Raw genomic sequence first — 26,591 nt, forward strand, 5'->3', positions numbered from 1 at the left:
TGAAAAGACCGGAGGTAATGTGCGTAAAGGGCAAATTATACCGTATTTACTAGGCACAAGAAATTGAAACGGGCGTAATCATTATAGGATTCAGGCCGTCTGTTTGGCATGACGAAAATTTTGGATTTCGTTTCCACCTATTCAGAAGGCCTGATGTTTTGATTGATTTGGACTTACATTCTGCCCAGTTCGCGCTGGAGGGCTTGAATGTTTTTCTCTCTATCCAAAACCGCACCTTGCAGCGTACTGATGGCCTGTTGATTGACGCTGCCACCTTTGGCTGTCCGCGCTTGGCTCAGTTGCTTTTTGGCATCGGCCAAAGCCGCGCGTTCATTGGATAACTCGGTTTCCAGAATAGAGCGGCGACTGTTGACACCGGAGGATTTTGGAACCGGAGGAGGAGCCGTTTCAGAAGCAGTGCGGATAGGGGCAGGTTTGGGCGTTGCTTTGTGGTTGGATTTTGCTGCTGTGTTTTTGCTTTTTGCCGGAGCCGTTTGTGATGTCGGTGCGTTGAGTGTAGGCGCATCGCTAACCGGGGCGTCGTATCGGCTGCTGCTGTATTTGCCGACAATCGGCAAATCGTTGACGGCTTGGCAGTTGCCGCTTGGGCGCGAGGTATAGACAATCGAGCCGTTGACTTCACAGGTGTAGATTTTTGCGGCGTGGGCTTGGCTATTGAAAACGGCAAGCGGCAGCAGGGATAGGGTAAGCAGATATTTTTTCATGATTCAGGTAGGGCCGATTCGTTGCAGTTGAGCATTTTATTCTTGTTCAGACGGCATGGGCTGCTGTTTTTTAGCTTTTGTACCGTTTTTGTTTTTGCTCGGTTTGTCGGCTTTTTTCTCTTGTTTATCGGATTTTTCCGCGCGTGCCTTTTTCTTAGGCTTTGCACTTGCGCGTTCATTAGAGGCATTGAGGCTGCGGATGTTGAGGTGGTAACCGCTGCCTTGATGGCCGCTGATTTTAGGCAATTGTGCCTGTGCGCAGGAGGATTTGGGTTCGGAAGTATAGCTGCCGTTGCCGCAGGAATAAACTGCGGCGGCTGCGTGAAGAGAAATGCCCAAGACGAAAGAGGATACGAGGAAGTATCCGGCTTGTTTGATGGTTGAAGTCATGTTTTTCCGTATTGTGTTTTATTTCAGACGGCCTGATGGCTCTATTTTTATTGGGAAAACTCGGCTTCGACATCCACTTGGATTTGCTCAAGCTCTTCCTGCCATTGCAGCCAGTTTTCTTCCAGTTGCGTTAATTTTACTTTAGTTTCTGTTAATTGTGCGAGTGTCTCTTGCAATTTGGGTTTATTTTCTTCTGAATAAGCAGATTCTTGTGCCAAAAATGCTTCACAGGCCGTCTGAATATCAGTCAATCGCGTGATTTCTTTTTCGGCTTTGTCGATTTTCTGCTGAATCGGTTTGCTGCGTTTGGCTTTTTCCTGACGGATTTGTGCCTCGATACGCTTGGTGTCCTTGCGGCTTTGGCTTTGTGCAGATGCGGCGGGGGCTGCTGCGGCGTTTTCTTGTGCCAACCGCCATTGACGGTAGTCGTTCAAATCGCCGTCGAAGTTGTTCAGACGGCCTTTGTCAATCAATAGGAAGCTGTCGGTAGTCGCTTCAAGCAGGCTGCGGTCGTGTGATACGACAATCAATGCGCCTTGGAAACTTTGCAGAGCAAGTGTCAGGGCGTGGCGCATATCCAAGTCTAGGTGGTTGGTCGGTTCGTCAAGCAGCAGCAGATTAGGTTTTTGCCAGATAATCATGGCAAGGGCGAGCCGCGCTTTTTCGCCGCCAGAAAAGGGCTCGGTCTTTTGAACCGCCATATCGCCGATAAAGTTGAAACCGCCTAAAAAGTTACGGATTTCCTGTTCGCGGACTTCGGGCGAAAGCTGCTGGATATGCCAAACCGGACTTTGATCGGCGCGCAATGTGTCTAGTTGGTGTTGGGCAAAATAGCCGATATTGAGCTTCTCGGAGCGTACGATGCTGCCGGAAAGTAAATCGATTTTTCCTGCCAATGCTTTGATAAATGTAGATTTACCGCTGCCGTTAACGCCCAATAGGCCGTAACGTGCGCCGCTTTCCAAAGACAAGGTGATATCGTGTAAAACGGTATTGTCGCCATAACCTAAGTCGGCATGGTCGAGTTTCAATAATGGATTAGGCAGATGGGTCGGATTGGCAAACTCAAAGGAAAACTCGCTATCCAAATGCGCAGGAGCGATGCGCTCAAGTTTGGCTAATGCCTTCATGCGGCTTTGGGCTTGTACGGCCTTTGTGGCTTTGGCTTTGAAACGGTCGATAAAGGATTGCAGATGTTTGATTTGCGCCTGCTGTTTGACGTAGGCGGCTTGTTGTTGCGCCAGACGTTGGGCGCGTTCGGCTTGATAGAAATCGTAATTGCCGCCGTATTGGGTCAGTTTTTGTTGCGACAGCTCGATGGTGTGCGTTGTGGTGGCATTCAAGAAGTCACGGTCATGGGAGATGATGATTTGCGTACAGGGCAGGGAAGCGAGATGGTTTTCCAGCCATAACACGGTTTCTAAATCCAAGTGGTTGGTCGGTTCGTCCAAAAGCAACAAATCGGCACGACAAATCAGCGCTTGGGCAAGGTTGAGGCGCATACGCCAGCCGCCGGAGAAGGATTTGACGGGGCGCGTATGTTCTTCTTGTGCAAAACCTAAGCCGTTAAGCAGTTTGGCGGCACGTGCCGGAGCAGTGTAGGCATCGATTTCTTCAAGTTTGGCGTGATATTCGGCTTGCTTCATGCCGTCGTTTTGCGCTTCTGCTTGAGCCAAGGCCGTCTGAAAAGCCTGCAATTCGGCATCGCCTTGTAAAACGTAGTCTAAAGCGGAAATATCTAAATCAGGTGTTTCTTGAGAGACGGAAGCAAGGCGCCATGTTTTGGGAATAAGGATTTCGCCGCCATCTTGAGTGATTTCACCTTTTATTAGCGCAAACAGGCTGGATTTGCCCGTACCGTTTTTACCGATTAAACCAACGCGTTGGCCAGGGTTGATTACGGCATCGGCTTTATCGAGCAGGACTTTCAAACCGCGTTGTAAGGTGAGTTTTTTAATTTCTATCATGATGGCAGGCAAGGGGATGAGTAAAACGAAAGGCGTTATTTTACCTGAAAAGACATATAAAAGGCCGTCTGAACAAGTATGAAAACGAAATCAACGATTTCTATTTCACTTATTCAGACGGCCTTTATGAAATGACGGTCGGAAATGCTTTCAAATTGTCTGTCGTTTCAATTAAATTTGAAGATCGGCATTGTCTGCACGGATTTGGCGCAGGAATTTTTGTGTCCGCTCATGTTTGGGATGATTGAACAAATCTTGCGGGCTGCCTTGTTCGACAATAACGCCGCCGTCCATCACGACAACGGTGGTTGCCACTTCCAAGGCGAATTTGATTTCATGCGTAACGACAACCATGGTCCAGCCTTCTTGTGCCAATTCCTTCATGGTATCCAAAACATCTTGCACCAATTCAGGGTCAAGCGCGGAAGTCGGTTCGTCAAACAGCATCAATTCAGGCTGAATCGCCAATGCGCGGGCAATGCCGACACGCTGCTGTTGACCGCCGGAAAGCTGGTAGGGGTAGAGGTCAATCTTATCGCCCAAACCGACTTTTTCAAGCAATTTGACAGCCTCTTCACGCGCTTGAGCGACAGGCTTGCCTTGTACGGCAACCGGCCCTTCCATGACGTTTTCCAACGCAGTTTTGTGAGGAAAGAGGTTGTATTGTTGGAACACCATGCCGGATTTGCGGCGCAGTGCCAAAATATCATGTTTGCTTGGTTTTTTGGAAAAATCGATGCTTAACGGCTGCGCATTGTCAAACTCGATCTGACCTTGTTCAGGCATTTCTAAAGCGTTTAAACAGCGTAAAAACGTGGTTTTGCCTGATCCGGACGGGCCTAGGATAACCACCACCTGTCCTTTGCCGACATCCAAATCGATGCCGCGCAAAATGGTATTTTCGCCAAAGGTCTTATGGATATTGCGGATTTTAATCATGACAACTCCTTATTTGGCGACATAACGGTCGAAACGTTTTTCCAAACGCGCCTGAATCAAAAACAGCACTTTACAGAAACACCAATAAACCAATGCGGCTTCGATATAAACCGGTAGATAGTCATAGGAGCGATTCGCAATCTGTTGGGTAACTTGGAATAATTCAGTTACCGTTACAACAGCTGCAAGCGAGGTATTTTTGAATAAACCGATAAATTCATTGCTCAAAGGCGGTACGGCAACGCGGAATGCCTGCGGAGCGACAATGCGGTGGAAAGTCTGCATATAGGTCATACCGATGGAGAAACCGGCTTCCCATTGGCCTTTAGGTACGGACAAAATTGCCGCGCGTATGGTTTCGGAAGCGTATGAGCCGACATTGAGCGAAAAGCCGATGATGGCGGCAGGAATCGGGTCGATATAAATACCAACAGATGGCAGACCGTAGAAGACCACTGCTAGTTGTATTAAAAGCGGTGTTCCACGAATGACCGAAATATAGAATTCAACCACTTTAAGTAGAATTTTTTGAAGAATTCCACCTGGTGGCATGATTCTTACCAAAGCAACGGCTACGGCAATAATCATACCGATAACGAAAGAAGCAATCGCCAGAGGAAGAGATACTATAAAGCAGGCTTTGACCATAGGCCAAAACGCGCTGATGAACATATCAGCGCGTGTTTCCGTCATAAACGGCAGAGAAGCAAGAAAATTATTTAACACTGATGTCTTTTCCGAAGAATTGTTCGCCCAGCTTTTTCAGCGTGCCGTCGGCTTTCAGCTCAGTCATGGCTGTGCTGAATTTGGCCAATGCCTCATCATTGCCTTTATTGACAATCAAGCCGGAGCCGACTTTTTCATCAGCCGGGGCAGACCAAACGATTTTTACACCAGCATCAGGTTTATTTTTCAGGTAGTCCAATACTGCCAATTCGTCGTTCAGGGTTGCGTCGGCACGTTTTTGTTCAATCAGGGTCAGAGATTGTGCCAAACCATCTACCGGTACGAGTTCTGCGCCTGCAGCTTTGGCTTTTTCACCATAGTTACTGGTCAGGGATTGTGCGGTTTTCACGCCTTTGATGTCATCTATGGATTTGATGTTGCTGTCTTTGCGTACAACCAATACAGCACCGCTCCAGCTGTAAGGTTCGGATTTGTCAAAAGTCGCTTGACGCTCAGGGCTGGTCAGGCCAACTTGGTTGGCGACTACGTCAAAACGGCCGGCTTTTAAACCTGCCATCATGGAGTCCCAACGTGTTTCTTTAAATTCAACTTTGATGCCCAGTTTGTCGGCAACTGCGCGGGTTACTTCGACATCATAGCCGGTCAATTTGCCGTCTTTGTCGTGATAGGTGAATGGTGCGTAAGTACCTTCCGTACCGACAGTGATGGTACCTTTGTTGTTGATACGCTCAATCAGTGAGCCGGAGGCCGCACCGGATTGTGCCGGAGCAGAAGAAGCTGAGTTGCTGCCTTCTCCGCCGCAAGCAGCCAAAACTACTGCAGCGATGGTACCGAGTACGAATTTTTTCAACATGGATTTTTACTCCTGACTTTAAGTGTGTCATTTGGTATTAAAGCGTGCATTCTAAGCGAAACTGCCCAAAATACAAAATACATCTTATGCCTTAAAAGGCCGTCTGAATGCTGATTTGTTCAGACGGCCTTGAATGATGTATAAAAAATTCAGCTTATGCAATTTCAAGCCACATGACTTGATAGGGTTGCAGGACCAAATCCTGATTCAGAGAAACGGTTTGACCGCTGATCAAATCGTGCGCTTTAAACGGCATGGCCTGCAGGGTGTGCGCACTGATGGTTTGCGCATGTTCGCTGAAGTTGCCGAATGCCAAAAGCGCGTTGTTGCGCATATAGCCGATGATGTGTTTGTTGTTGGTGTTGAAGGTGACCAGCCTGCCGCCATTAAAGCGCGGATTGCTTTGGCGGATGGAAATCATATGGCGCAAACCTTGGAAGATTTGACCGGCAGTGGTCGAGCCGTCATGGCGTTGGTTATATAACTCTTCATCATAACGAGGACGGTGTGCCCAGCGGCTGTCGTCACTCTTGTTGCTGTCTTGCGACCAGTCATCGTCATTGAGCGTACCGACTTCGTCGCCTAGGTAAATCAGCGGCAGGCCGCCGGTACTCAAAGCAATGCTGTACAAAAGTTTGATGCGGTCAACGGCATATGGATCGTTTTGTGCCAAGCCGACCAATGCTGCGGCTGTACCGCTGACACGGCAGTCGCCTGTGCTTGGGTTGTATTGGAACGGTACACCGCGCGCGAAGCTGCCGTCGAAATGGTTGACGAAGAAGCGGTTGAGGAATTGTCGGTGGTCGTAGCCGTGGATGCCGAACTTCCATGCGTCCTCATCGGCAAACGTCCAGCCGATGTCATCATGACTGCGGACGTAGTTGACCCATGCCGTGTGGTCGGGCAGGTTGTGGCGGTAGGTCAGTGCCTGATGGAGCAGGTTGACTTCGCGCGTGGCAAGCGTGTTCCACAACAATGCCATTTGAAGAGGATTGTAGCCGATTTGACATTCGTCTTGGCTGATGTATTGGACAACTTGGTCAGGATGGACAATGGCTTCAGATTTGAAGAACACGGCTGGCGCTGCGATACGCATTACAGAGTTAAACGCGCGAATCAGAGCGTGTGCCTGAGGCAGGTTTTCGCAGCTTGTGCCCATTTGCTTCCAAATAAAGGCAACGGCGTCCATGCGCAGAATATCAACGCCCAAGTTGGCAAGGAACATCATTTCGCCTGCCATGGCACGGAATACCCATGGGTTGCTGTAATTTAAGTCCCATTGGAAGGAGTTGAATGTTGTCCATACCCAGCGTCCGTCTTCCAGTTGGGAGAAACCGCCTGGATGTTGGTCAGGGAAGATTTCGCGTAGGGTGCGGTCGTATTGGTCGGGCATCCAGCGGTCAGGGAAAATATAGTAGAAGTTGTCGTAGAGTGGATCACCGGCAGCGCAGCCTTTTGCCCATTCGTGTTCATTAGAAGTATGGTTAAAGATGAAATCGACGACGGCGGAAATGCCTGCTTCGTGCAAGGCGGCAATGACATCGCGCAAGTCGTCTATTGTGCCCAGTGCCGGATTGACATCGCGGTAGCTGCTGACTGCATAGCCGCCGTCGCTCTTGCCTTCAGGGCATTTAAACAGGGGCATCAGGTGCAAATAGGTTAGCCCCAATTCTTGAAAATAAGGGATTTTGGCTTTTAAGCCTTGTAGATCGCCTGCAAACAAATCGACATAGCACACGCCGCCAACCTGTTTGTTGGACAAAATCCAGTCAGGATCGTTTTCGCGCGCGATATCAATATCTTTTAAAGATGCGTTGCGTTGGGAATAGCTTTGCCATGCTTGGGCAATCAGTTGCTCCAGCATGGGGAGGACGGCTTCGTTGTTGTTGTATACGTTGTCCAGCTCGTGCATCAGTTTTGGGAAGTGTTCCTCAAGTCGTCTGTCAAACTGTTTCCAGTCTTCAGATGTCTCGATGCTTGCACGCTGTTCGGGGGTATAAATCGATAGGGTGCGTTCTTTAAGGTGATGCAAGGTCAAATCAACCTGTTGAGTCTGGGTCAACATAATGCCTACTCCGAAGTTAAGGTGAAATTGTTTTGAAGCTTGGTTTCACTTCTTTTGCAAATTCATGCCGATTGTGGGCGGCTAAGACTGTAATTTTGCGTCAAGAAACTGTATCAATGATACTGGAAGTGCTTGAGTGTGCAAAGGGTTTTCAAGGTTAGGAACGATGATTTTTCAAGTGTTTGATTTTGATTAAAAGTAGGGTTGAGCATACGGAAAGTGGACTTTTGACGAACTTATCTTTCAGAGGGGCTGAGTTTGTGAGAAAAACTTTTATTTTTATTATCTTAGATATCTTTTTATTCCAATATGGCCGTCTGAAACATATGTACAGCATAGCGGGTTGCTTGTTTCGTCTAAAAACGTGTCATAGCGATTAAATTCATGACTTCTGATGTAAATCAAGATTCAATAAAGAGATAGTTATTCTGATTTGAAGAGAGAGAGGGAGTAGTTAAATTTCATTTATTAAAAAATGAATTCATTAGTTTTCTTATTGATAGTGGTTATTATATAGATTATCAAGTTAATAAGGGAAAGCCCTCTGTCTGATTTGTCATGCTTGTTTAATATTATTTTTTAAAATTAGACTTGACCCATTACAAGCAATTACTTAAAGTATCCATCTTATTTTTACACAAGAAAACGGGTTGTCCCGTTCCAAAAAAATGAGCGCAATCAAACCACCACAAATCACCGTATTCGACAGCAAGCCAACCGATGCTTATTTCTTCGGTACTTGCGTTCTCGACCTTTTCATGCCGGAAGCAGGCATGGATGCCATCACTTTAATCGAACAACAAGGCATCCGTATCCATTATCCAATGGAACAAAGCTGCTGCGGTCAACCGGCCTATTCGTCAGGCCATCCTAAAGAAGCCTTTGATGTTGCCAAAGCGCAACTGGATTTATTCCCTGAAAATTGGCCGATTGTCGTGCCTTCCGGTTCTTGCGGCGGCATGATGAAACACCACTGGCCGACTTTGTTCAAAGGCACCGAGTACGAGCAAAAAGCGATTGATTGTGCCAACCGTATCATTGAATTTACCCACTTCCTGCTGGCGATTGGTTACAAACCTGAAGATAAAGGCAAGCCGGTTAAAGTGGCCGTTCATACTTCTTGTGCGGCGCGTCGTGAGATGAATGTCCATTTGTCAGGCTGGCAGCTGATTGACGGCATGGAAAATGTTGAACGTATCGTTCACGACCATGAAAGCGAGTGCTGCGGTTTTGGCGGTACATTCTCTGTGAAACAAGCCGATATTTCCGGCGCGATGGTAACCGACAAAGTTGCAGCCTTAAAAGAAACAGGCGCAACTGAAATCATCAGCGCGGATTGCGGCTGCATGATGAATATCGGCGGCAAAATTGCCAAAGACGAACCCAATATGCCACGTCCGAAACATATTGCATCTTTCCTGTTGGAACGTACCGGAGGTAAAGCATGAGCGCGCGCGAAAATATTTTAGCGAAACTGAAAAAAGCCGATGCCTTACCGATGGAAGAACCGCCTGTTTTTGATTATTACCGTGAAATGGGTGTTTCTTGGGCAAACGATGTCGAACGCTTGAAACATTGGGCAGCTGCCATGCGTGCCGTTAAAACTGAAATCTATTGGGTTACCAAATCAAACTGGCCGCAAGTATTCCGTCAAGCAGCCGAAGGCAAAGGCTTGAAAAACATTCTGCTTCCCTTGGAAACAGAACATGGTCAGCTGGCCCGTGCAGCTTTGGCCGATACCAATATTGAACCGCGTGGTTTTGAGCGAAAAATCGACGACTGGAAAAACGAATTCTTTACCGATATTGAGGCTGGTTTTAGCGGCTCTAAATGCGGTATTGCCCGTACCGGTACGATTATGCTGGAGTCCAGCCCTGTCGAGCCGCGCAGCCTAAGTTTGGTTCCGCCTGTGCATTTTTGCCTGTTTGACACCAGCAAAATGTACAACGAATTCCATAATGCTGTTGAAGGCGAAAAACTGGTAGAAAAAGGCATACCTACCAACGTTATTTTGATTTCCGGCCCGTCTAAGACTGCCGATATTCAATTAACTTTGGCCTATGGTGCACACGGCCCGCGCGATTTGGTGGTTTTGGCCGTTCTGCCTGATCATATTTCCCCTGCCGATTTGGAGGAAAAAGCATGAGTTCCCAAACCATTAAATTCCATATGAAGCCGGAAACATTCAAGCAAAACGCTGCGATTTCTTTGCAAGACAAGCCTCTGCGTAAAAGCTTGCGCACAGCGATGGATATGCTGATGACCAAGCGCAAAGCCGTTTTGACAGATGAAGAAGAGCTGCAAAGCCTGCGTGACTTGTGTGAGCATGTCCGTCAACGTTCGTTGTCCAAATTGCCTGCATTATTGGAACAGCTGGAAGAAAACCTGACCAAGCTGGGCGTTAAAGTTCACTGGGCGGAAACACCTGCCGAAGCCTGCCAAATCATTCACAGCATCATTACCGATAAAAATGGCAAGCTGATGGTGAAAGGCAAATCTATGGTCAGCGAAGAGATTGAGCTGAACCATTATCTGCAGGATCAAGGCATTAAAGCAGTTGAGAGCGACTTGGGCGAGTTTATCGTTCAAATGGCCGGCGAGAAACCAACCCATATCGTGATGCCTGCCATTCACAAGACCAAAGAGCAGGTTAGCGAGCTTTTCCATCAAAACCTCGGTACTCCATTAACAGATGATGTAGACCAGTTGACTGGATTTGCGCGTAAAGCATTGCGCGATATTTATAGCACTGCCGATGTCGGTTTGAGCGGTGTGAACTTTGCCGTTGCGGAAACAGGCACTTTGTGTCTGGTCGAAAACGAAGGCAACGGCCGCTTGAGTACCACCGTGCCGCCTGTGCATATCGCCATTACCGGTATTGAAAAAGTGGTTGCAAAGCTGTCGGATGTTCCGCCTTTGTACAGTCTGCTGCCGCGTTCCGCCATCGGTCAGAACATTACCACTTATTTCAATATGATTACCGGCCCTCGCCGTAGCGAAGAGCTGGACGGCCCTCAAGAAATGCACTTGGTGCTGCTTGATAACGGCCGTAGCCAAGCTTATGCAGAAGATCAAATGCGCCGCACCTTGCAATGTATCCGTTGCGGTGCGTGTATGAACCACTGTCCGGTTTATACCCGTATCGGTGGTGCGGCCTACGGTACGACTTATCCCGGCCCGATTGGCGAGATTATCTCTCCGCATTTGTTGGGCTTGGATGCGACACGCGATCTGCCGACTGCGTGTACCATGTGTGGCGCCTGTGTTGAAGTTTGCCCGGTACGCATTCCGATTACCGAACAAATGCAACGTCTGCGTGTTGAAGCGCAACGTTCGCCAACAGAAACCGTTCCGCATCCTATCCGTGGTCAAGGCGCATCGCATACTTTCGGCGAACAACTGGCATGGCGTACGTTTAACGGTATTTTCAGCGGCAGTAAAGCTTACCGTGCATTCGGTTGGACAGCCTCTAAATTCCGTGCATTGACGCCTAGCAAGCAGCTGGGTTGGACGGATAACCGTGTTCCGATGAAACCGGCTAAGAAAACGCTGCATCAAATGATGGTAGAGAAACTCCAGAAAGAAAAAGCATAAGGCTTGATAAATAAAACCTGAGGAATAAAAGGCTTCAGGTTTTATTTTTTATTGAATGCTGCTGGTGTGGCATCGCTATTTGTAAAGGCGTTTGATTTGATGATTTTATCTTGATTCTTTTGAATAAAAAGGCCGTCTGAAAGATTTTCAGACGGCCTTTATTACAGCCAAAAGTTTTTGTCTAAGTCCTTAGAGCAATACTTTTTCTACACCGCCGTTATTGGCTTTTTTCACAAACTCATCCAGCCAGTTTTCACCGAGGATGTGTTTTGCCATTTCGATGACGATGTAGTCTGCAGGCATATTGTTGTCGTCGGCGTAGCGGCTCAAGCCTTGCAGGCAGGCTGGGCAGGAGGTAAGCATTTTGACAGGTTCGCCCTGCGGCAGCTCTTTGAGGTTTTTCTCAATTTCCTCTTGTTTGCGGAACTTGACCTGAGTGGCAATGTCTGGCCGTTTAACGGCAAACATACCGGACTCGCCGCAGCAGCGGTCGCTTAAGACGACTTTCTGTCCCATCAGGCTGCTGGCCATTTGGGTGGCGTTCATGGTTTTGATCGGGGTATGGCAAGGGTCGTGGTAGAGGTATTGCTGACCTTGCACGCCGTTCAGTTGTACCCCTTTTTCAAGCAGGTATTCGTGGATGTCGATGATACGGCAGCCTGGGAAGATTTCCTCAAAACGGTATTTTTCAAGCTGGTCGTAGCAGGTGCCGCAACTGACGACGACGGTTTTAATGTCGAGGTAGTTGAGGGTGTTTGCCATACGGTGGAAAGCCACGCGGTTGTTGGTGCTCATTTCTTCGGCTTTAGCCTTATTGCCGCCTGCGTCTTGCGGATAGCCGCAACACATATAGCCCGGCGGCAGGACGGTTTGTACTCCGACATGCCAGAGCATGGCTTGAACGGCAAGTCCGATTTGGCTGAACAGACGCTCAGAGCCGCAACCTGGGAAGTAGAACACGGCTTCGGCATCTTCAGGCGTGGCAGGGTTGCGGATGATGGGAATACTCTTGTCGTCTTCTATACCCAGCATGGAGCGCGGAGTTTTGGCAGGCACACTTTTCGGCAAAGGACGGTTGATGAAATGGATAACCTGTTCTTTGATTGAAGCGGTACCGACGGTGGCTTTCGGTTCGGCTTTTTGCTTTTTAGTGCCAATCGGAAGAAGCTTGCCGATTTTGTAGGCAAAGTTTTGCGCAGGGAAGCCGGTCTGTATCATGGCGGCGCGAAGGGCTTTGATGGTTTTTGGGCCGGTGGCGTTCAAAAATGCCATGCCCATTGAAGCCGCAGGCGCAAAGCGTTTGTGGCCGGAATCGGCAAGGTAGTTGCGGACGGCTACGGTAACATCGCCAAAGTCGATATTGACAGGGCAAGGTTTAACGCAGCGGTGGCACACGGTGCAGTGGTCGCCGATGTCCATCAGTTCTTCAAAATGTTTAATGGAAACGCCGCGACGGGTTTGTTCTTCGTATAAGAAGGCTTCGGTCAGCAAGCCTACGCCGAGGATTTTGTTGCGTGGGCTGTACAGCAGGTTGGCACGCGGAACGTGAGTAGAGCAAACAGGTTTACATTTGCCGCAGCGCAGACAGTCTTTGACGGAATCGGCGATGGTGCCGAGGTCTGATTTTTCCATAATCAGCGATTCCGCCCCCAAAAGCTCGAAAGATGGCGTGTAGGCGTTGCGTAAGTCCGAGCCTTTCATCAGTTTGTGACGGTTGAAGGTGTGTTTGGGATCGACTTGGTTTTTGTAGTTCCAAAACGGTTGCAAATCTTCATCGGTCAGGAATTCGAGCTTGGTGATGCCGATGCCGTGTTCGCCGGAAATCACACCGCCGAGCGAGCGGGCGATTTTCATGATGCGTTCCACAGAACGGTAGGCCGTCTGAAGCATTTCAGCATCGTCTGAGTTAACCGGAATATTGGTGTGAACGTTACCGTCGCCGGCGTGCATATGCAGGGCGACGAAGACGCGGCTGCGTACGGTTTTGGCGTGGATTTTGCCCAAGCCTTGGATAATTTTGGTATCGGTTTTGCCGCTGAAGATTTCTGAAAGTGGCTTCATTACGTCTGCTTTGACAGACACGCGCAGGCGGAAATCGCGGAAGGCAATAAAGCAGCTTTCATTGTCTTTGGCTTCGGGCGCGGCGTGGACGGCTGCGCCGTAGCGGGCTTTGTAGTCGGCAAGAGGCGTATCGAGATTGGCGAGCAACCATTCCCAACGCGCTTTGACAGCGGAAACGTGGGCAAGGGCGTGTTTGCCGCGTTCGCCCAAAAGTTCGGCGGTCGGCAGGTCCGTGCCCATTTTGTCGATGGGGAGTTTGCCGGACAGATATTGTTCCAAAGCGGCACAGAGTTTGAGTTTGTTTTGGATGGAAAGTTCAATGTTGATGCGTTCGATGCCGTCTGAATACTCACCGAGTCTTTCGAGTGGGATTACTACGTCTTCGTTGATTTTAAAGGCATTGGTGTGTTTGGCGATGGCAGCAGTGCGGCTGCGGTCAAGCCAGAAGGTTTTACGGGCTTCGGGAGATATAGCGATAAAGCCTTCGCCGTCGCGGGCGCGGGCAAGTTCGCAGATGTGTTCGGCGGCTGTCTCTACGGCGGCTTCGTCGTCTGAAACCACGTCTGCCAGCAAGACCATTTTTGGCCGGCCTTTGCCTGCTGCTTTGGTGGCATAGCCGACGGCGCGGACGTAACGCCAATCTAAATGTTCCAAACCGGCCAGTCGTACGCTTTCATGGGTAAGCAGGAAATCGCGGATTTCGACAATGGACGGGGTAGCGGTGGCGACCGTACCGAAAAACTCCATACACACGGTGCGCGTGTATTTCGGCATTTTATGCAACACGAAGGCGACGCTGGTGATGATACCGTCCGTGCCTTCTTTCTGCACGCCGGGCAGGCCGCTCAAGAATTTATCGGTAACGTCTTTGCCCAAACCGACTTTGCGGAATTTGTGACCGGGAATTTCCAAACGTTTGGTATTGACGATATTGCGGCCGTCTGAATCCAGCGTATGTACGTCAAACACGGCGGTTTCTTCATCGTGGATTTTGCCGAAATTGTGGCGCACGCGCTCGATACGCAACCATTCGCCTTGAGGGTTGACCATGTTCCAGTAGGCGAGGTTATCCAAGGCAGTACCCCACAGTACGGCTTTTTTGCCACCTGCATTCATCGCCACATTACCGCCCACGCAAGACGCATCGGCGGAAGTCGGATCAACGGCGAACACCAAACCTGCCTGATGCGCGGTTTCTTCCACTCGGCGGGTTACTACGCCTGCGCCGCAATGGATAATCGGATGTCTGCCGTCCAAGCCTGCCAGCTCAACGTATTCGACGCCGCGATGCTTGTCGAGTTTTTCGGTATTGATGACTGCGCTGTTTGCGTCCAAAGGTACTGCGCCACCGGTATAACCCGTACCGCCGCCACGCGGGATAATAACCAAGTCCAACTCGATTAAGGCGCGCACCAAAGGCGCGATCTCTGCCTCGGTATCAGGATTGACAACGACAAATGGATACTCCACGCGCCAGTCGGTCGCATCGGTAACGTGCGTTACGCGCGCCAAGCCGTCAAACATGATGTTGTGCGGCTTGGTGATTTTGCTTAAGCGTTCCAAAATCTGATGGCGTTTTTGGCTGGTTTCATCAAAACTGCTATCAAAACGCTCGACTGCTTTTTCTGCTGCGGCAACCAAGACATCCACTTGCCGATTATCGTCGCGGCGTTTGCGGATTTCATTTAAGCGGTGGCGCATTTCGCGTACCAACGCGGCGCGGCGTTTTGGGTGCTCCAGCAAGTCATCGACCAGATACGGATTGCGCACGACCACCCAAATATCGCCCAATACTTCAAACAGCATTCGTGCCGAACGTCCTGTTTTCCGTTGACCGCGCAGGTCTTGCAGGATTTGCCACGCTTCGTCGCCCAACAGTCGGATGACGATTTCGCGGTCGGTATAAGAAGTATAGTTATAGGGAATTTCTCGAATACGCTGAGGGGCAGTAGTCGTGGTCATGGTTGTGTTCCGTTGATGGATGTAATGTTTTTATATTAAAGGCCGTCTGAAAAATGCAATTTCTTCTTGATGGCGTAAGGTGTTAATGTAGTGTAATTTTCGATATTTTTCAACGGAAAAGACGATAAACATTTCAATGGGAATGATTTGCAACTAGGTAATATTGTTTACAATCTTGTCGTGTAAATGGTTTTCAGACGGCCTGAAAGATTTTATCACTTGAGTTTTTCTGTAAAACCGCTATAATGCGTCTCTTCTACGGCGGGGCTCCCCGCATGGTAATTCGGAACACCGGGTCAGGGGCGGAAGCCAGCAGCCCACTCTGATGAGCCAGTGCCGGGGGTTCGGCTCGCCACCTTATTCAAAAATGCCGGAGATAGTTAAGTCTCCGGCATTTTTCATTGTATAAAGCGTAATAAAAAGGCCGTCTGAAATCTTATTTTCAGACGGCCTTTGAGTTTATGAGCCAGCTATTTATGCTTCTTCTGATTTTGTATTGGGCAAAACGCAGTTCAGGATAATCGCCAATACGGCGCACAAACCTACACCGGCGAAGCTCAAAGTACCTACTTTGATAATCATGCCGCCGATGCCGGTCGTCAATACGGAGCTGACGATAACCAGATTTTTCGGCTGCATCAAATCGACTTTCGCATCAATCAATGTTTTGATGCCCAAAGAGGCGATTGTACCGAACAGCAGCAACATAATGCCGCCCATAACCGGCATGGGAATCGAAGCCAAAAACGCGTTGAACTTACCGAAAAACGCCATGAAAATCGCAAAAATTGCCGCCCAAGTCATGATAACGGGGTTGCTGTTTTTGGTAATCATCACCGCGCCGGTTACTTCACCGTAAGTGGTTACAGGAGGGCCGCCAATCAAACCGGCTACGCACACGCCCAAGCCGTCGCCGGCGAGGGTTTTATCCAAGCCCGGGTCTTTAGTGTAGTTTTTGCCGGTTACATTACCGATGGCCATAATGCCGCCGATGTGTTCGATGGCAGGGGCAATGGCGACGGGCAACATAAACAAGGCAGCCTGCCAATTGACTTGAGGCGTTTCAAAATGAGGGACGGCAAACCAAGGGGCGTTGACGATGGCGCTGGTATCGACCAAGCCCATGATCAAAGCCAACACATAGCCAGAAGCCACGCCGATCAAAATTGGAATCAGCTTCATCATTTTGCTGCCGAAGACAGAAACAATGACGGTTACCGCAAAGGTAAAGCCAGAGAGAATCAGCGAGTCGATATAGTCGATGACCTGTTTTCCATCTGCCTGACCCATGGCCATGCTACTGGCTGCAGCGGCCACGGACAAACCGATTACCATAATCACCGGGCCGATAACCACGGGCGGCAATAGCTTGTGTACCGCATCCAGACCGCGCCATCTGATCAACGCGGCAAAAACAAAGTACATGAAGCCGGCCGCAAACAGACCGAACATGGTAGATGGCAGACCCCATTCGCCGATGGAGTAGATAATCGGTGCAATAAAGGCAAAAGAAGAGCCGAGGAAAATCGGCACTTTACGTTTGGTAACCAATTGGAACAACAAGGTGCCCAAGCCTGCGCCCAATAATGCCAAAGCCGGGTTCAGTCCCGTCAGAAGCGGCACAAGCACCATGGCACCGAATGCGACAAACAAAATCTGCGCACCGGCTACCGCCGTTTTAAGCTGATTCATAAAAGCTCCGAAGAAAATTCAAACGGCGCAGATTATACTGATTTATCCTAGTCATGAACATTTATTTACAAAAGGCCGTCTTAACAAATGTAACGATGACACCTGTTCAGACGGCCTTGTTCGATAACGAATGGTTAATAACTTATCAAAATCGATTAGGAAAATTTTCAGCCGCGTGTTTCGCGCCAAACCAAATAATCGCGCAGGGGTGGCATGGGCGGATTGATGCAGTGCGGACAGATACCGGTTGTGTCTTCATCGTCGCTGTCGATATGGTAGTCGTTTGGATCGAAGCGCACCTGCTGCATCACAGCTTGCGCCAATGCTTGTTCCTGTACGACATCAAATTCAAATTTTTCCAAAATCTCATTCAATAGGCAGATTTCGCCGTCGCTGAAAGATTCGCTGTGTTTGACAATGAGGCGTTGATAATCTTCATTGCTGATTTTTTCGTGAAGTAAATCGGTCTGGATGGTCATGATTTTTATTGTTGAAATAAGATGGTCAAGGTGCGTATTATAGCGGATATTGTGTCGGCTGTTTCAAAGCTTGTCTATACCATCAATAGCCTCCTATTTTTTCAGCCTGATACGCTTTTTGCAGCGGCCTAATTTGCGCCAAGCGTGCATGATCGATTTGTTCGGCAATTAAATGGGCTTTTCCTTGTGTGCGGCACTCGGCGGCAATTTTGCCTGCATCTACTTGGTTGGCGGCCTCAAGTAAGGCCAGCCAGTATTCGCGTTGCGGATAGGGGGCGTCTTCAAGGTTCAGACGGCCTTGTTTGTCGGCCACGCAAACGTTTAAGGCCGTCTGAAAACGTTCGGGGCGGCGGAATGCGTCGGTTTTTTTCAAAACATTCAAAATGGTTTTGCTTTTGAACTGCCCGACTTGATGGAGCATGATGTGCCAACGGCAGACGAGTTCGGCAAGCTCGGCGCAGTGTTTCGGTGTGCGCAGCCGTTGATTGACTTCGCGGACGGGTTCGACGCCGTTGACGTCGTGTCCGTAGTGTTTCGGCAGTATATCGGCCGGTGTTTTTGCCTTGCCCAAGTCGTGCAATAAGGCGGCATAGCGTTCGGCGAGGGAGAGGTTCATCTCGGCGGCTCGTTGTACAACCATCAGCGTATGAATACCGCTGTCGATTTCGGGATGATAGTCGGCGCGTTGCGGTACGCCGAAAAGGGCATCGACTTCGGGCAGTAAAACTTTGAGTGCGCCGCATTCGCGCAAAACTTCAATCATTCGGCGCGGATTTTTTTCCATCAAGCCTTTGGCCAATTCCTGCCAGACGCGTTCGGCGACTAAAGCGTCCGCTTCGCCGTTTTCTACCATTTTCCGCATCAGCGACATGGTTTCATCGGCAATTTGAAAACCATAACGCGCGGCAAAACGGGCAATACGTAAAATCCGCACGGGGTCTTCGGCAAAGGCAGGCGAAACGTGGCGCAGGATGCCGGCCGCCAAATCTTGTTGTCCGCCAAAGGGGTCGATGATCGTGCCGTCTGAATCCTGCGCCATGGCATTGATGGTCAGGTCGCGGCGCATCAGGTCTTGTTCCAGCGTAACGTCTTTATCGGCATGAAAGCTGAATCCGGCATAACCTTTGGCGGTTTTGCGCTCGGTACGGGCGAGGGCGTATTCTTCGTGGCTGTCTGGATGGAGAAAGACGGGAAAATCCTTGCCGACAGGTTGATAGCCTTGAGCCAGCATGGTTTGCGCATCTGCACCGACGACTACCCAGTCGCGGTCCTTAACGGGTAGGCCTAAAAGATGGTCGCGGACGGCGCCGCCGACAAGATAGGTTTTGATGGTTTGTGTATTCATATAAAAATCGAACGATATAAAAAGGCCGTCTGAAAAGCCGTATCGGGTTTTCAGACGGCCTGGGTCAGAACGCTATTATGAGGCTTTAGGCTTGTTGCCGTCGATGATTTTCAAACCGGCGGAGACCAAGCTGCCGATGTCGGCGACGTTGGCAGGCATAATCAGCGTGTTGCTTTCTTTTGCCAAATTGCTGAAGGCGGCGACATATTGCTCGGCAACTTTCAGGTTGACGGCTTCGGAACCGCCCTCTGAGCGGACTGCCTCGGCGATTTTGCGGATGGCGTCGGCGTTCGCTTCGGCCACCAGGCGCAGGGCTTCGGCTTCACCTTGTGCGCGGTTGATGCGGGCGATTTTTTCACCGTTTGACGCGTTGATGGCGGCTTGCGCTTCACCTTCGGATTGTTGGATTTCTGCTTCGCGCTGACCGCTTGCAAGGTTGATCTGCTCGATTTTACGGCCTTCGGATTCGGCAATGCGCGCGCGTTTTTCACGTTCGGCGGTAATTTGCGCCTGCATTGAGCGCAGAATTTCTTGCGGCGGAACCAAGTCTTTGATTTCGTAACGCAAGACTTTCACACCCCATGCGCCTGCGGCTTCGTCCAAAGCAGCAACGACAATGCTGTTGATTTCATCGCGCTCTTCAAAGGTTTTATCCAATTCCATGCGGCCGATGACAGAGCGCAAAGTTGTCTGCGCAAGCTGGGTAATCGCCATGATGTAGTTGCTGGAACCATATGAAGCGAGTTTAGGATCGGTAACTTGGAAGTAGATGATGCCGTCCACAGTCAGCTGAGTGTTGTCGCGGGTAATACAGACTTGGCTGGGAACATCCAAAGGAACTTCTTTCAGCGAGTGACGATAGGCGACACGGTCGATAAATGGGATAAGGATGTTCAGGCCTGCAGTCAGCGCTTTGTGAAAACGGCCTAATCGTTCGACTACATAAACTTCCTGTTGCGGTACAACGATAAAGGATTTGAAACCAAAAACAACAACGACGATGAGGATTAGGACGGGGAGGCTGAGCAGAAATTCCATAATGTTTCCTTATGATGATGGTTGGGAGAGTGTGCGGATAATCAGTAGATTACCGTTTCTGGCAGTAATGACTGCGCTTGAGGCCGTCTGAAAAGTATCTTGAGGCCGTTCGGCTTGTGCTTGCCAATGTGTACCGCGGTAGGCGACTTCGTAAATATTGTCATGCAGGTGGCGTAGAATGCGGACGTTTTGTCCAATATCCAAATCATCGTTGAGCGCTTGGGGAGCCAAGCGGTTTTTCAGACGGCCGTGTACCAGCCAGATACCGAGTGCGCTGATGATGGCCGCGGTCAAAACGGCGGTAGAGAAGTGTCCGCTTAATCCGTACATGATTCCGGCGGCGGCCAGCGCTACGCTGACCACCAAAAGATAAACCGTTCCGATAAACAATTCGACAATCAGAACAACGGCAGCGGCAACAAACCATATCGTCATGCGGCATATCCTTTTAATAATCTTTTGATAATCCTTATCATAATGGCAAGGGCTTAAAATGAAAAGGCTAAGGTTGAAATTTATTTCAGTTATAATTAAGTCCATTCAAATACGGAGCGGCAAATAATGCAGACTTGGCACGAGGCAATTGGTGCGGAAAAAGAAAAGGCGTATTTTCAATCGATTTTGGAGAAAGTACGCAATGACAGGCAGGCGGGGATAACCGTTTATCCGCCTGAGCGCGACGTATTCAATGCTTTTCGGACGACTGAATTCGGAAATGTAAAAGTAGTGATATTGGGGCAAGACCCGTATCACGGTGCGGGTCAGGCGCATGGTTTGGCGTTTTCCGTCCAGCCTGAAATTGCGGTGCCGCCGTCGCTGGTCAATATTTATAAAGAGTTGGCGACGGATATTGAAGGCTTTCAGATTCCGCAACATGGCTATTTGCAGCATTGGGCGGAACAGGGCGTGTTGCTGTTGAACACAGTATTGACTGTCCGTGCCGGTGCGGCGCATTCCCATGCGACCTTCGGCTGGGAGGCGTTTACCGATGAAGTCATCCGACAATTGGATAAGGAACGCGAGCATTTAGTCTTTATGCTGTGGGGCAGCCATGCGCAGAAGAAAGGCGCGTTTATCGACCGCAACCGTCATTTGGTGCTGACCGCGCCGCATCCTTCTCCCTTGTCTGCTTATAGAGGTTTTTTCGGCTGCAAACATTTTTCGCAGGCAAACGCTTATTTGCAGGCACATGGTTTAGAGCCGATTGATTGGCAGGTTTAAATAAGATGAAAGGCCGTCTGACAGCAGATTTTCAGACGGCCTTATGATTTAGTCTCAAATCGAATATTCAATCAGTTCGTTTTGAGAAAAGACATAAACCTGTTTCGGAATCAGCTTCAATTCTTTGCCTTCGGCAATTTGGTAACGCGCGGCATCGCTGCCAGCCAGCGTGATATGTACGTCCTGTTTGTCGTGTTTGACCAAAATATGCGTCAATGCGCCGACGGCGTGGATTTTTTCGATTTTGGCACGGATCATCGGTGTTTCGTTTTCGGCGGCAAGCTGCCATTCGTGCGGACGGATGTAGCCGATAGCGGTTTGTTCCTGCCATTTATAGTGCGCGTCCAATTTCCACGCGAAGCCGTGGTAATGCCAGATGCCTTTTTCGATGCGTCCTTCAAATGCGTCGGTTTCGCCGAGAAACTCGGTAACGAAGGCGTTTTCGGGTTTGCGGTAAATGGCTTCGGCGCTGCCGGTTTGTTCGATTTTGCCGTGGTTCATGACGACGATTTCGTCGGAAACTTCGAGGGCTTCTTCTTGGTCGTGTGTTACCAGAATGCTGGTTACGCCTAGGTTATGATGAATGTCGCGCAGCCAGGTACGCAATTCTTTGCGCACTTTGGCATCCAGCGCGCCGAAGGGTTCGTCCAAAAGCAGGAGTTTCGGTTCGACCGCAAGCGCACGGGCGAGGGCGATGCGCTGGCGTTGGCCGCCGGAGAGTTGGTGCGGATAGGATTTGGCGAGGTGGGAGAGCTGCACGAGTTTGAGCAATTCTTCGACTTTGGCGCGGATTTGTTCTTTGGACGGGCGTTCGGACTTGGGCAATACGGTCAAACCGAAGGCGACGTTGTCAAACACGTTCATGTGGCGGAAGAGGGCGTAGTGTTGGAATACGAAGCCGACTTTGCGCTCGCGCACATGCTTGGCGGTTACGTCTTGGCCGTCAAAGAGAATATTGCCACCGTCGGCGTTTTCCAGTCCGGCGATAATGCGCAGGAGAGTGGTTTTGCCGCAGCCGGAAGGGCCGAGCAGGGAAACGAGTTTGCCGGTGGGGACGTTGAGGTTGATGTTTTTCAGCGCGTGGAACGTTCCGAAGTGTTTGTTTAGGTTTTGAATAGTAATGCTCATGCTGCGTTCCTTTCGGCGGCGGCGAGTTTTTTGTCTTGTAATTTTGTGATGATATTTTGCACCAGCAAGGTGGCCAAGGCTAAAAGTGCCAATACGCCGGAGAGGGCGAATGCGCCGGTGAAGTTGTATTCGTTGTAGAAGATTTCGACCAAAAGCGGGATGGTGTTGGTTTCGCCGCGGATATGCCCCGATACCACGCTGACCGCGCCGAACTCGCCCATCGCACGGGCGTTGGTGAGGATGATGCCGTAGAGCAGCGCCCATTTGATGTTGGGCAGGGTAACGCGCCAAAACATCTGCCAGCCGCTTGCGCCGAGAATCAGCGCGGCCTGTTCTTCGCTGTCGCCCTGCGCCTGCATTAAAGGAATGATTTCACGTGCGACAAAGGGAAAGGTAACGAACAGCGTCGCCAAAATAATGCCGGGGATAGCGAAGATAATCTGTATGCCTTGCGCTTCCAGCCAGCCGCCCAATGCCGTGTGCGCGCCGAACAATAAGACGAACATCAAACCGGCTACCACGGGCGATACGGAAAACGGCAAATCGAGCAGGGTAGTCAGCAACTGCTTGCCGCGAAAATCAAAACGGGTCAACAGCCACGCCATCGCCACGCCCAATACGGCATTGACAGGAACGACAATCAGCGCGGTAATTAGCGTTAATTTGATGGCAGACCATGCTTCGGGATCGGTCAGAGATTGCAGGTACAAATCCCAACCGCCTTTTAAGGCTTCGTAAAACACGGCAACCAAAGGCACGACCAGCATCAGCAGCAGAAAGCCCAAGGCGGTAGCGGTCAGCAACACGCGCAGCCAACGCGGTTCGCTCAGGTTTGGATTAGTGGAATGGGTTCTCATGTTAGTGAAGTCTCTATTTATTCTTGTATCCGTTTAGGCCGTCTGAAAAATTTTTGCTTGATGTTTCAGACGGCCTGTTGTTTGTTAAACCCTCGCTCCGGCGCGGCGGCTTAAAGTCCATTGCATAATGTTCAAAATCAGCAGGATGACAAACGAAATCATCAGCATAAACAGAGCAACGGCAGACGCGCCCTGAGCATCGTATTGCTCCAGCTTGCCGGTAATAATCAAGGGCAGGATTTCAGACACCATCGGAATATTGCCTGCGATAAAAATGACCGAGCCGTATTCGCCGGTAGAGCGGGCAAACATCATGCCAGCTCCGGTCAACAGGGCTGGTGTAATTTCAGGCAAAAGGACGCGGCGGAACGTAGTCCAACGGCTTGCGCCCAAAGTCGCCGCCGCTTCTTCATACTCGCCCGACAATTCTTCCAATACCGGCTGCACGGCGCGGACGATAAAGGGCAGGCTGACGACAATCAGCGCAATCCAAATACCGATGGGCGTAAAGGCGATTTTGATGCCCAAAGGCTCGAAAAAATGGCCTATCCAGCCATTGGGCGCATACAAGGTTGCCAACGCAATGCCTGTTACCGCCGTCGGCAGCGCAAACGGCAAATCGACCAAAGCGTTTACCAATCCTTTGCCCGGAAATTCATAGCGCACCAATACCCAGGCAACCAACGTGCCGAACACGATATTGGTCAACATCGCATAAAACGACATCCGCAAGCTCAGCCAGACGGCCGCCAAGACATTGGGTTCGGTAATTGTGTTCCAAAATCCGCTCCAGCCGATTTCCGCCGCTTTGGCCGCCATCATTGTAAACGGCAAAACCACCAAAAGCGACAGGCATAAAACCGTCAAACCCAGGCTGAGCTTGAAACCCGGCAATACAGAAGGCGTTTTGAGTAACAACATAATGGCAACCGTCAGAATTTAATACACGCTTACTTTAACAAGGCCGTCTGAAAACTGGAAAGAATGCTTTGTTTGGTATAAAGACGATTTTGTTATATTGAAAAGCTGAAAAGGCCGTCTGAAAACCAAATTTCAGACGGCCTTGCTGGTGTGGTAAGAATCAATAGGCAACAGGATCTTGATATGCAGGCTGGCGTTGCGCCGCGTCATAGTTTTCCTGAGCCGAGCGGACGGCTTTTTCCAAACCGTTGATCCGTTCGAGATAACGGGCATAGTTGCGTTCATTGCCATAACGCACTTTTTTGCCTTCTTCCAAATTTTTCTTGGCGGTATCTAAAGCACGCTTGGCCGCGCCAACGTCAGCCGGATTGATCGGGGCGACAGCTTCTTCCGCCTGCTCGGCTTTGCTTGGGGAAGTCGGCGTTGCCGGTGTTGAAACAGGCGCAGAAGTATATACGGACGGTTTGCCGATATTGCTGGTTTTGCAGTTTTTGCCGCCGGCTTGGGTATAGATTTTGCGGCCGGCAGAATCGGTACATTCAAAAATAGGCGCGGCGGAAACCGCAGTTGTCAAAGCGAGCAGTAATGTGCTGATCCAAAGTTTGTTCATTTTTATTTTTCCTTAAAACCATTTCCACCAAACAAACAAAGCCGCAATCATGATGATGTTGGCGAATAGGATGGGTTTCCACTGTCTGGGTGCGCGCCGCAATTCGGCGCCCGAGCGCGTGCGGCGGATATAGAAAAACGGGCTGAGCAGCATGGAAGCGGCACATACTAAAATAATCACGGCGTAATAGATTTTGTGCGTTTCCATATCGTTTCTCCGTTTCAGACGGCCTGAAATGCTGCCTACAACGCATTTTTGCGTGAAGCGTTGCCTGTTTTCATCTTGCATCGAAATTGGGCGCATTTGCCATGGCCTCAATCCTGAGGTCTTTGCAAAAATATGCTACAATCGCGTCCGATTATAACATTCTATTTATAAAGGTTTTACGAATAATGATTTCTACCAACGGCATCACCATGCAGTTCGGCGCAAAGCCGCTGTTTGAAAACGTATCCGTCAAATTCGGCGAAGGCAACCGTTACGGCTTGATCGGCGCCAACGGCTCAGGCAAATCCACCTTCATGAAAATCCTCGGCGGCGATTTGGAACAGACTGCCGGCGAAGTAGCGATTGAAAACGGCGTGCGTTTGGGTAAATTACGCCAAGACCAGTTTGCCTACGAAGACATGCGCGTGCTGGACGTGGTGATGATGGGGCACACCGAAATGTGGGCGGCGATGACCGAACGCGACGCGATTTACGCCAACCTCGAAGCCACCGAAGACGACTATATGAAAGCTGCCGAACTGGAAGCCAAGTTCGCCGAATACGACGGCTACACCGCCGAAGCGCGCGCTGCCGAATTATTGAGCGGCGTGGGCATTTCCGAAGATTTGCACAATGCGACCATGGCAGAAGTCGCTCCGGGCTTCAAACTGCGCGTATTGCTGGCGCAAGCCCTGTTCTCCAAACCAGATGTATTGCTCTTGGACGAACCGACCAATAACTTGGACATTAATACCATCCGCTGGCTGGAAGGCGTGTTGAACCAATACGACTCCACCATGATCATCATCTCGCATGACCGTCACTTTTTGAACGAAGTCTGCACACACATGGCGGATTTGGACTACAACACCATCACCATCTATCCGGGCAACTACGACGACTATATGCTCGCTTCTGCCCAGTCGCGTGAGCGCGCCCTGAAAGACAACGCCAAAGCCAAAGAGAAACTGCAAGAGCTGCAAGAGTTTGTCGCACGCTTCTCCGCTAACAAATCCAAAGCCCGTCAGGCAACCAGCCGTCTGAAACAGGCAGACAAAATCAAATCGGAGATGGTCGAAGTCAAACCTTCTACCCGTCAAAACCCATATATCCGTTTTGAAGCCGACGAAAAAGCCAAGTTGCACCGTCAGGCGGTGGAAGTTGAAAAACTGGCTAAACGTTTTGAAACTCAGTTGTTTAAAAACCTGAACTTTATCCTTGAAGCAGGCCAACGCCTTGCCATCATCGGCCCGAACGGCGCAGGTAAATCTACCTTGCTGAAACTCTTGGCCGGCGCGTACAACCCCGAATATTCAGACGGCCTGTTGCCGGACGAAGGCACCATCAAATGGGCGGAAAAAGCTAGCGTCGGCTACTATCCGCAAGACCATGAAAATGACTTCGACGTCGATATGGACCTGAGTGAATGGATGCGCCAATGGGGTCAAGAAGGCGATGACGAACAAGTCATCCGCGGCACTTTAGGCCGCTTGCTCTTCGGCAGCAACGATGTTGTGAAAAAAGTGAAGGTTCTCTCCGGTGGCGAAAAAGGCCGTATGCTTTACGGCAAACTGTTGCTGTTGAAACCTAATGTTTTGGTCATGGACGAACCGACCAACCACATGGACATGGAAAGCATCGAATCCTTGAACATGGCGCTGGAAAAATACAACGGCACGCTGATTTTCGTATCGCATGACCGTCAGTTTGTATCTTCATTGGCTACCCAAATCATCGAATTGGATGGCAAAGGCGGATATGAACACTACTTGGGCGATTACGAAAGCTATCTGGAGAAAAAAGGCTTAGTTTAAGCCCATACTGATAGCCTATTAAGGTATTGAAATGCC

At 49.9% G+C, this 26,591-nt stretch carries 23 protein-coding genes and 1 other RNA gene; 6 read left to right on the top strand and 18 right to left on the bottom strand.

Annotated features, from left to right (window positions below):
- Positions 1 to 173 precede the first annotated feature (173 nt).
- The 7 genes from HMPREF3047_RS07195 to HMPREF3047_RS07225 form a co-directional block, all read right to left on the bottom strand.
- The gene (locus tag HMPREF3047_RS07195; protein WP_070585346.1) at positions 174 to 725 is read right to left on the bottom strand and encodes a hypothetical protein; all 552 of its coding nucleotides are present in this window, start codon (positions 723 to 725) and stop codon (positions 174 to 176) included.
- 36 nt (positions 726 to 761) lie between these two features.
- Complete coding sequence (locus tag HMPREF3047_RS07200; protein WP_070585344.1) at positions 762 to 1,115, bottom strand: nucleolar protein; 354 nt, start codon at positions 1,113 to 1,115, stop codon at positions 762 to 764.
- Between the two features lie 47 nt (positions 1,116 to 1,162).
- Positions 1,163 to 3,082: an ATP-binding cassette domain-containing protein gene (locus HMPREF3047_RS07205; protein ID WP_070712911.1), complete on the bottom strand. Its 1,920-nt coding sequence runs from the start codon at positions 3,080 to 3,082 to the stop codon at positions 1,163 to 1,165.
- Positions 3,083 to 3,253: 171 nt separating this feature from the next.
- Positions 3,254 to 4,021 (bottom strand): amino acid ABC transporter ATP-binding protein, encoded by a 768-nt coding sequence (locus tag HMPREF3047_RS07210; RefSeq protein ID WP_049333845.1) that lies wholly within the window; start codon positions 4,019 to 4,021, stop codon positions 3,254 to 3,256.
- Positions 4,022 to 4,030: 9 nt separating this feature from the next.
- Positions 4,031 to 4,747 carry an amino acid ABC transporter permease gene (locus HMPREF3047_RS07215; protein WP_049333847.1) on the bottom strand — a complete coding sequence of 239 codons (717 nt, stop codon included), beginning with the start codon at positions 4,745 to 4,747 and terminating at the stop codon, positions 4,031 to 4,033.
- Positions 4,737 to 5,561 carry an amino acid ABC transporter substrate-binding protein gene (locus HMPREF3047_RS07220; protein ID WP_049333849.1) on the bottom strand — a complete coding sequence of 275 codons (825 nt, stop codon included), beginning with the start codon at positions 5,559 to 5,561 and terminating at the stop codon, positions 4,737 to 4,739. The genes HMPREF3047_RS07215 and HMPREF3047_RS07220 overlap by 11 nt, the downstream gene beginning before the upstream one ends.
- Before the next feature lie 154 nt (positions 5,562 to 5,715).
- Positions 5,716 to 7,626, bottom strand: a complete 1,911-nt coding sequence (locus tag HMPREF3047_RS07225; protein WP_070712914.1) for an alpha-amylase family protein — start codon at positions 7,624 to 7,626, stop codon at positions 5,716 to 5,718.
- A 668-nt stretch (positions 7,627 to 8,294) separates the two neighbouring features.
- Here HMPREF3047_RS07225 and HMPREF3047_RS07230 point away from each other — a divergent pair.
- Genes HMPREF3047_RS07230 through HMPREF3047_RS07240 form a run of 3 tightly spaced genes read left to right on the top strand, consistent with a single transcriptional unit; the run spans position 8,295 to position 11,220 of the window.
- Positions 8,295 to 9,074 carry a (Fe-S)-binding protein gene (locus tag HMPREF3047_RS07230; RefSeq protein ID WP_070713000.1) on the top strand — a complete coding sequence of 260 codons (780 nt, stop codon included), beginning with the start codon at positions 8,295 to 8,297 and terminating at the stop codon, positions 9,072 to 9,074.
- Positions 9,071 to 9,772: a LutC/YkgG family protein gene (locus HMPREF3047_RS07235; protein WP_070712916.1), complete on the top strand. Its 702-nt coding sequence runs from the start codon at positions 9,071 to 9,073 to the stop codon at positions 9,770 to 9,772. Before HMPREF3047_RS07230 ends, HMPREF3047_RS07235 begins: the two co-directional genes overlap by 4 nt.
- The gene (locus tag HMPREF3047_RS07240; protein ID WP_070585336.1) at positions 9,769 to 11,220 is read left to right on the top strand and encodes a LutB/LldF family L-lactate oxidation iron-sulfur protein; all 1,452 of its coding nucleotides are present in this window, start codon (positions 9,769 to 9,771) and stop codon (positions 11,218 to 11,220) included. The genes HMPREF3047_RS07235 and HMPREF3047_RS07240 overlap by 4 nt, the downstream gene beginning before the upstream one ends.
- A 189-nt stretch (positions 11,221 to 11,409) precedes the next feature.
- Here the strand turns inward: HMPREF3047_RS07240 and HMPREF3047_RS07245 are convergent, their stop codons facing one another.
- Complete coding sequence (locus HMPREF3047_RS07245; protein WP_070712919.1) at positions 11,410 to 15,243, bottom strand: DUF3683 domain-containing protein; 3,834 nt, start codon at positions 15,241 to 15,243, stop codon at positions 11,410 to 11,412.
- A gap of 260 nt (positions 15,244 to 15,503) precedes the next feature.
- On the opposite strand from HMPREF3047_RS07245, the gene ffs reads away from it, so the two are divergent.
- Positions 15,504 to 15,600: signal recognition particle sRNA small type (gene ffs / locus HMPREF3047_RS07250), an RNA gene on the top strand.
- 117 nt (positions 15,601 to 15,717) lie between these two features.
- Here the strand turns inward: ffs and HMPREF3047_RS07255 are convergent.
- From HMPREF3047_RS07255 to HMPREF3047_RS07275, 5 genes are all read right to left on the bottom strand, one after another.
- Positions 15,718 to 16,935 carry a uracil-xanthine permease family protein gene (locus HMPREF3047_RS07255; RefSeq protein ID WP_070712921.1) on the bottom strand — a complete coding sequence of 406 codons (1,218 nt, stop codon included), beginning with the start codon at positions 16,933 to 16,935 and terminating at the stop codon, positions 15,718 to 15,720.
- Between the two features lie 167 nt (positions 16,936 to 17,102).
- Positions 17,103 to 17,414, bottom strand: a complete 312-nt coding sequence (locus tag HMPREF3047_RS07260; protein ID WP_070712923.1) for a hypothetical protein — start codon at positions 17,412 to 17,414, stop codon at positions 17,103 to 17,105.
- A gap of 82 nt (positions 17,415 to 17,496) precedes the next feature.
- Positions 17,497 to 18,759 (bottom strand): multifunctional CCA addition/repair protein, encoded by a 1,263-nt coding sequence (locus HMPREF3047_RS07265; protein WP_070712926.1) that lies wholly within the window; start codon positions 18,757 to 18,759, stop codon positions 17,497 to 17,499.
- A 75-nt stretch (positions 18,760 to 18,834) separates the two neighbouring features.
- A complete protein-coding gene (locus HMPREF3047_RS07270) occupies positions 18,835 to 19,797 on the bottom strand; it encodes an SPFH domain-containing protein (protein WP_070712929.1) in 963 nt (320 codons plus the stop codon).
- 9 nt (positions 19,798 to 19,806) lie between these two features.
- A complete protein-coding gene (locus HMPREF3047_RS07275; RefSeq protein ID WP_070712932.1) occupies positions 19,807 to 20,232 on the bottom strand; it encodes an NfeD family protein in 426 nt (141 codons plus the stop codon).
- A gap of 126 nt (positions 20,233 to 20,358) precedes the next feature.
- On the opposite strand from HMPREF3047_RS07275, the gene ung reads away from it, so the two are divergent.
- Entirely contained in the window at positions 20,359 to 21,018 is a 660-nt protein-coding gene (gene ung / locus HMPREF3047_RS07280) for a uracil-DNA glycosylase (protein WP_070712934.1), read from the top strand.
- Positions 21,019 to 21,072: 54 nt separating this feature from the next.
- On the opposite strand, the gene HMPREF3047_RS07285 is transcribed toward ung, so the two are convergent.
- The 5 genes from HMPREF3047_RS07285 to HMPREF3047_RS07305 all read right to left on the bottom strand — a co-directional run bounded on the left by HMPREF3047_RS07285 (position 21,073) and on the right by HMPREF3047_RS07305 (position 24,741).
- Positions 21,073 to 22,146 (bottom strand): sulfate/molybdate ABC transporter ATP-binding protein, encoded by a 1,074-nt coding sequence (locus HMPREF3047_RS07285; protein WP_070712936.1) that lies wholly within the window; start codon positions 22,144 to 22,146, stop codon positions 21,073 to 21,075.
- Complete coding sequence (gene cysW, locus HMPREF3047_RS07290) at positions 22,143 to 23,003, bottom strand: sulfate ABC transporter permease subunit CysW (protein WP_070712938.1); 861 nt, start codon at positions 23,001 to 23,003, stop codon at positions 22,143 to 22,145. Before cysW ends, HMPREF3047_RS07285 begins: the two co-directional genes overlap by 4 nt.
- Positions 23,004 to 23,087: 84 nt before the next feature.
- Entirely contained in the window at positions 23,088 to 23,924 is an 837-nt protein-coding gene (gene cysT, locus HMPREF3047_RS07295; RefSeq protein WP_070712940.1) for a sulfate ABC transporter permease subunit CysT, read from the bottom strand.
- A gap of 160 nt (positions 23,925 to 24,084) precedes the next feature.
- The gene (locus HMPREF3047_RS07300; protein WP_070712942.1) at positions 24,085 to 24,534 is read right to left on the bottom strand and encodes a DUF4124 domain-containing protein; all 450 of its coding nucleotides are present in this window, start codon (positions 24,532 to 24,534) and stop codon (positions 24,085 to 24,087) included.
- 12 nt (positions 24,535 to 24,546) lie between these two features.
- Positions 24,547 to 24,741, bottom strand: coding sequence for a hypothetical protein (locus HMPREF3047_RS07305; RefSeq protein ID WP_036491242.1), 195 nt, complete (start codon positions 24,739 to 24,741; stop codon positions 24,547 to 24,549).
- A gap of 185 nt (positions 24,742 to 24,926) precedes the next feature.
- Between HMPREF3047_RS07305 and HMPREF3047_RS07310 the strand changes: the two genes are divergently transcribed.
- Positions 24,927 to 26,555, top strand: a complete 1,629-nt coding sequence (locus HMPREF3047_RS07310) for an ABC-F family ATPase (protein ID WP_070712944.1) — start codon at positions 24,927 to 24,929, stop codon at positions 26,553 to 26,555.
- Positions 26,556 to 26,591: the final 36 nt, after the last annotated feature.

The sequence above is a fragment of the Neisseria sp. HMSC075C10 genome (assembly GCF_001815615.1).
GTDB lineage: Bacteria > Pseudomonadota > Gammaproteobacteria > Burkholderiales > Neisseriaceae > Neisseria > Neisseria subflava_A.

Coding starts and splice junctions, on each gene's coding strand:
- HMPREF3047_RS07195 (WP_070585346.1), bottom strand. CDS start 725: ATGAAAAAATATCTGCTTACCCTATCCCTGCTGCCGCTTGCCGTTTTC.
- HMPREF3047_RS07200 (WP_070585344.1), bottom strand. CDS start 1,115: ATGACTTCAACCATCAAACAAGCCGGATACTTCCTCGTATCCTCTTTC.
- HMPREF3047_RS07205 (WP_070712911.1), bottom strand. CDS start 3,082: ATGATAGAAATTAAAAAACTCACCTTACAACGCGGTTTGAAAGTCCTG.
- HMPREF3047_RS07210 (WP_049333845.1), bottom strand. CDS start 4,021: ATGATTAAAATCCGCAATATCCATAAGACCTTTGGCGAAAATACCATT.
- HMPREF3047_RS07220 (WP_049333849.1), bottom strand. CDS start 5,561: ATGTTGAAAAAATTCGTACTCGGTACCATCGCTGCAGTAGTTTTGGCT.
- HMPREF3047_RS07225 (WP_070712914.1), bottom strand. CDS start 7,626: ATGTTGACCCAGACTCAACAGGTTGATTTGACCTTGCATCACCTTAAA.
- HMPREF3047_RS07230 (WP_070713000.1), top strand. CDS start 8,295: ATGAGCGCAATCAAACCACCACAAATCACCGTATTCGACAGCAAGCCA.
- HMPREF3047_RS07235 (WP_070712916.1), top strand. CDS start 9,071: ATGAGCGCGCGCGAAAATATTTTAGCGAAACTGAAAAAAGCCGATGCC.
- HMPREF3047_RS07240 (WP_070585336.1), top strand. CDS start 9,769: ATGAGTTCCCAAACCATTAAATTCCATATGAAGCCGGAAACATTCAAG.
- HMPREF3047_RS07245 (WP_070712919.1), bottom strand. CDS start 15,243: ATGACCACGACTACTGCCCCTCAGCGTATTCGAGAAATTCCCTATAAC.
- HMPREF3047_RS07255 (WP_070712921.1), bottom strand. CDS start 16,935: ATGAATCAGCTTAAAACGGCGGTAGCCGGTGCGCAGATTTTGTTTGTC.
- HMPREF3047_RS07260 (WP_070712923.1), bottom strand. CDS start 17,414: ATGACCATCCAGACCGATTTACTTCACGAAAAAATCAGCAATGAAGAT.
- HMPREF3047_RS07265 (WP_070712926.1), bottom strand. CDS start 18,759: ATGAATACACAAACCATCAAAACCTATCTTGTCGGCGGCGCCGTCCGC.
- HMPREF3047_RS07270 (WP_070712929.1), bottom strand. CDS start 19,797: ATGGAATTTCTGCTCAGCCTCCCCGTCCTAATCCTCATCGTCGTTGTT.
- HMPREF3047_RS07275 (WP_070712932.1), bottom strand. CDS start 20,232: ATGACGATATGGTTTGTTGCCGCTGCCGTTGTTCTGATTGTCGAATTG.
- ung (WP_070712934.1), top strand. CDS start 20,359: ATGCAGACTTGGCACGAGGCAATTGGTGCGGAAAAAGAAAAGGCGTAT.
- HMPREF3047_RS07285 (WP_070712936.1), bottom strand. CDS start 22,146: ATGAGCATTACTATTCAAAACCTAAACAAACACTTCGGAACGTTCCAC.
- cysW (WP_070712938.1), bottom strand. CDS start 23,003: ATGAGAACCCATTCCACTAATCCAAACCTGAGCGAACCGCGTTGGCTG.
- cysT (WP_070712940.1), bottom strand. CDS start 23,924: ATGTTGTTACTCAAAACGCCTTCTGTATTGCCGGGTTTCAAGCTCAGC.
- HMPREF3047_RS07300 (WP_070712942.1), bottom strand. CDS start 24,534: ATGAACAAACTTTGGATCAGCACATTACTGCTCGCTTTGACAACTGCG.
- HMPREF3047_RS07305 (WP_036491242.1), bottom strand. CDS start 24,741: ATGGAAACGCACAAAATCTATTACGCCGTGATTATTTTAGTATGTGCC.
- HMPREF3047_RS07310 (WP_070712944.1), top strand. CDS start 24,927: ATGATTTCTACCAACGGCATCACCATGCAGTTCGGCGCAAAGCCGCTG.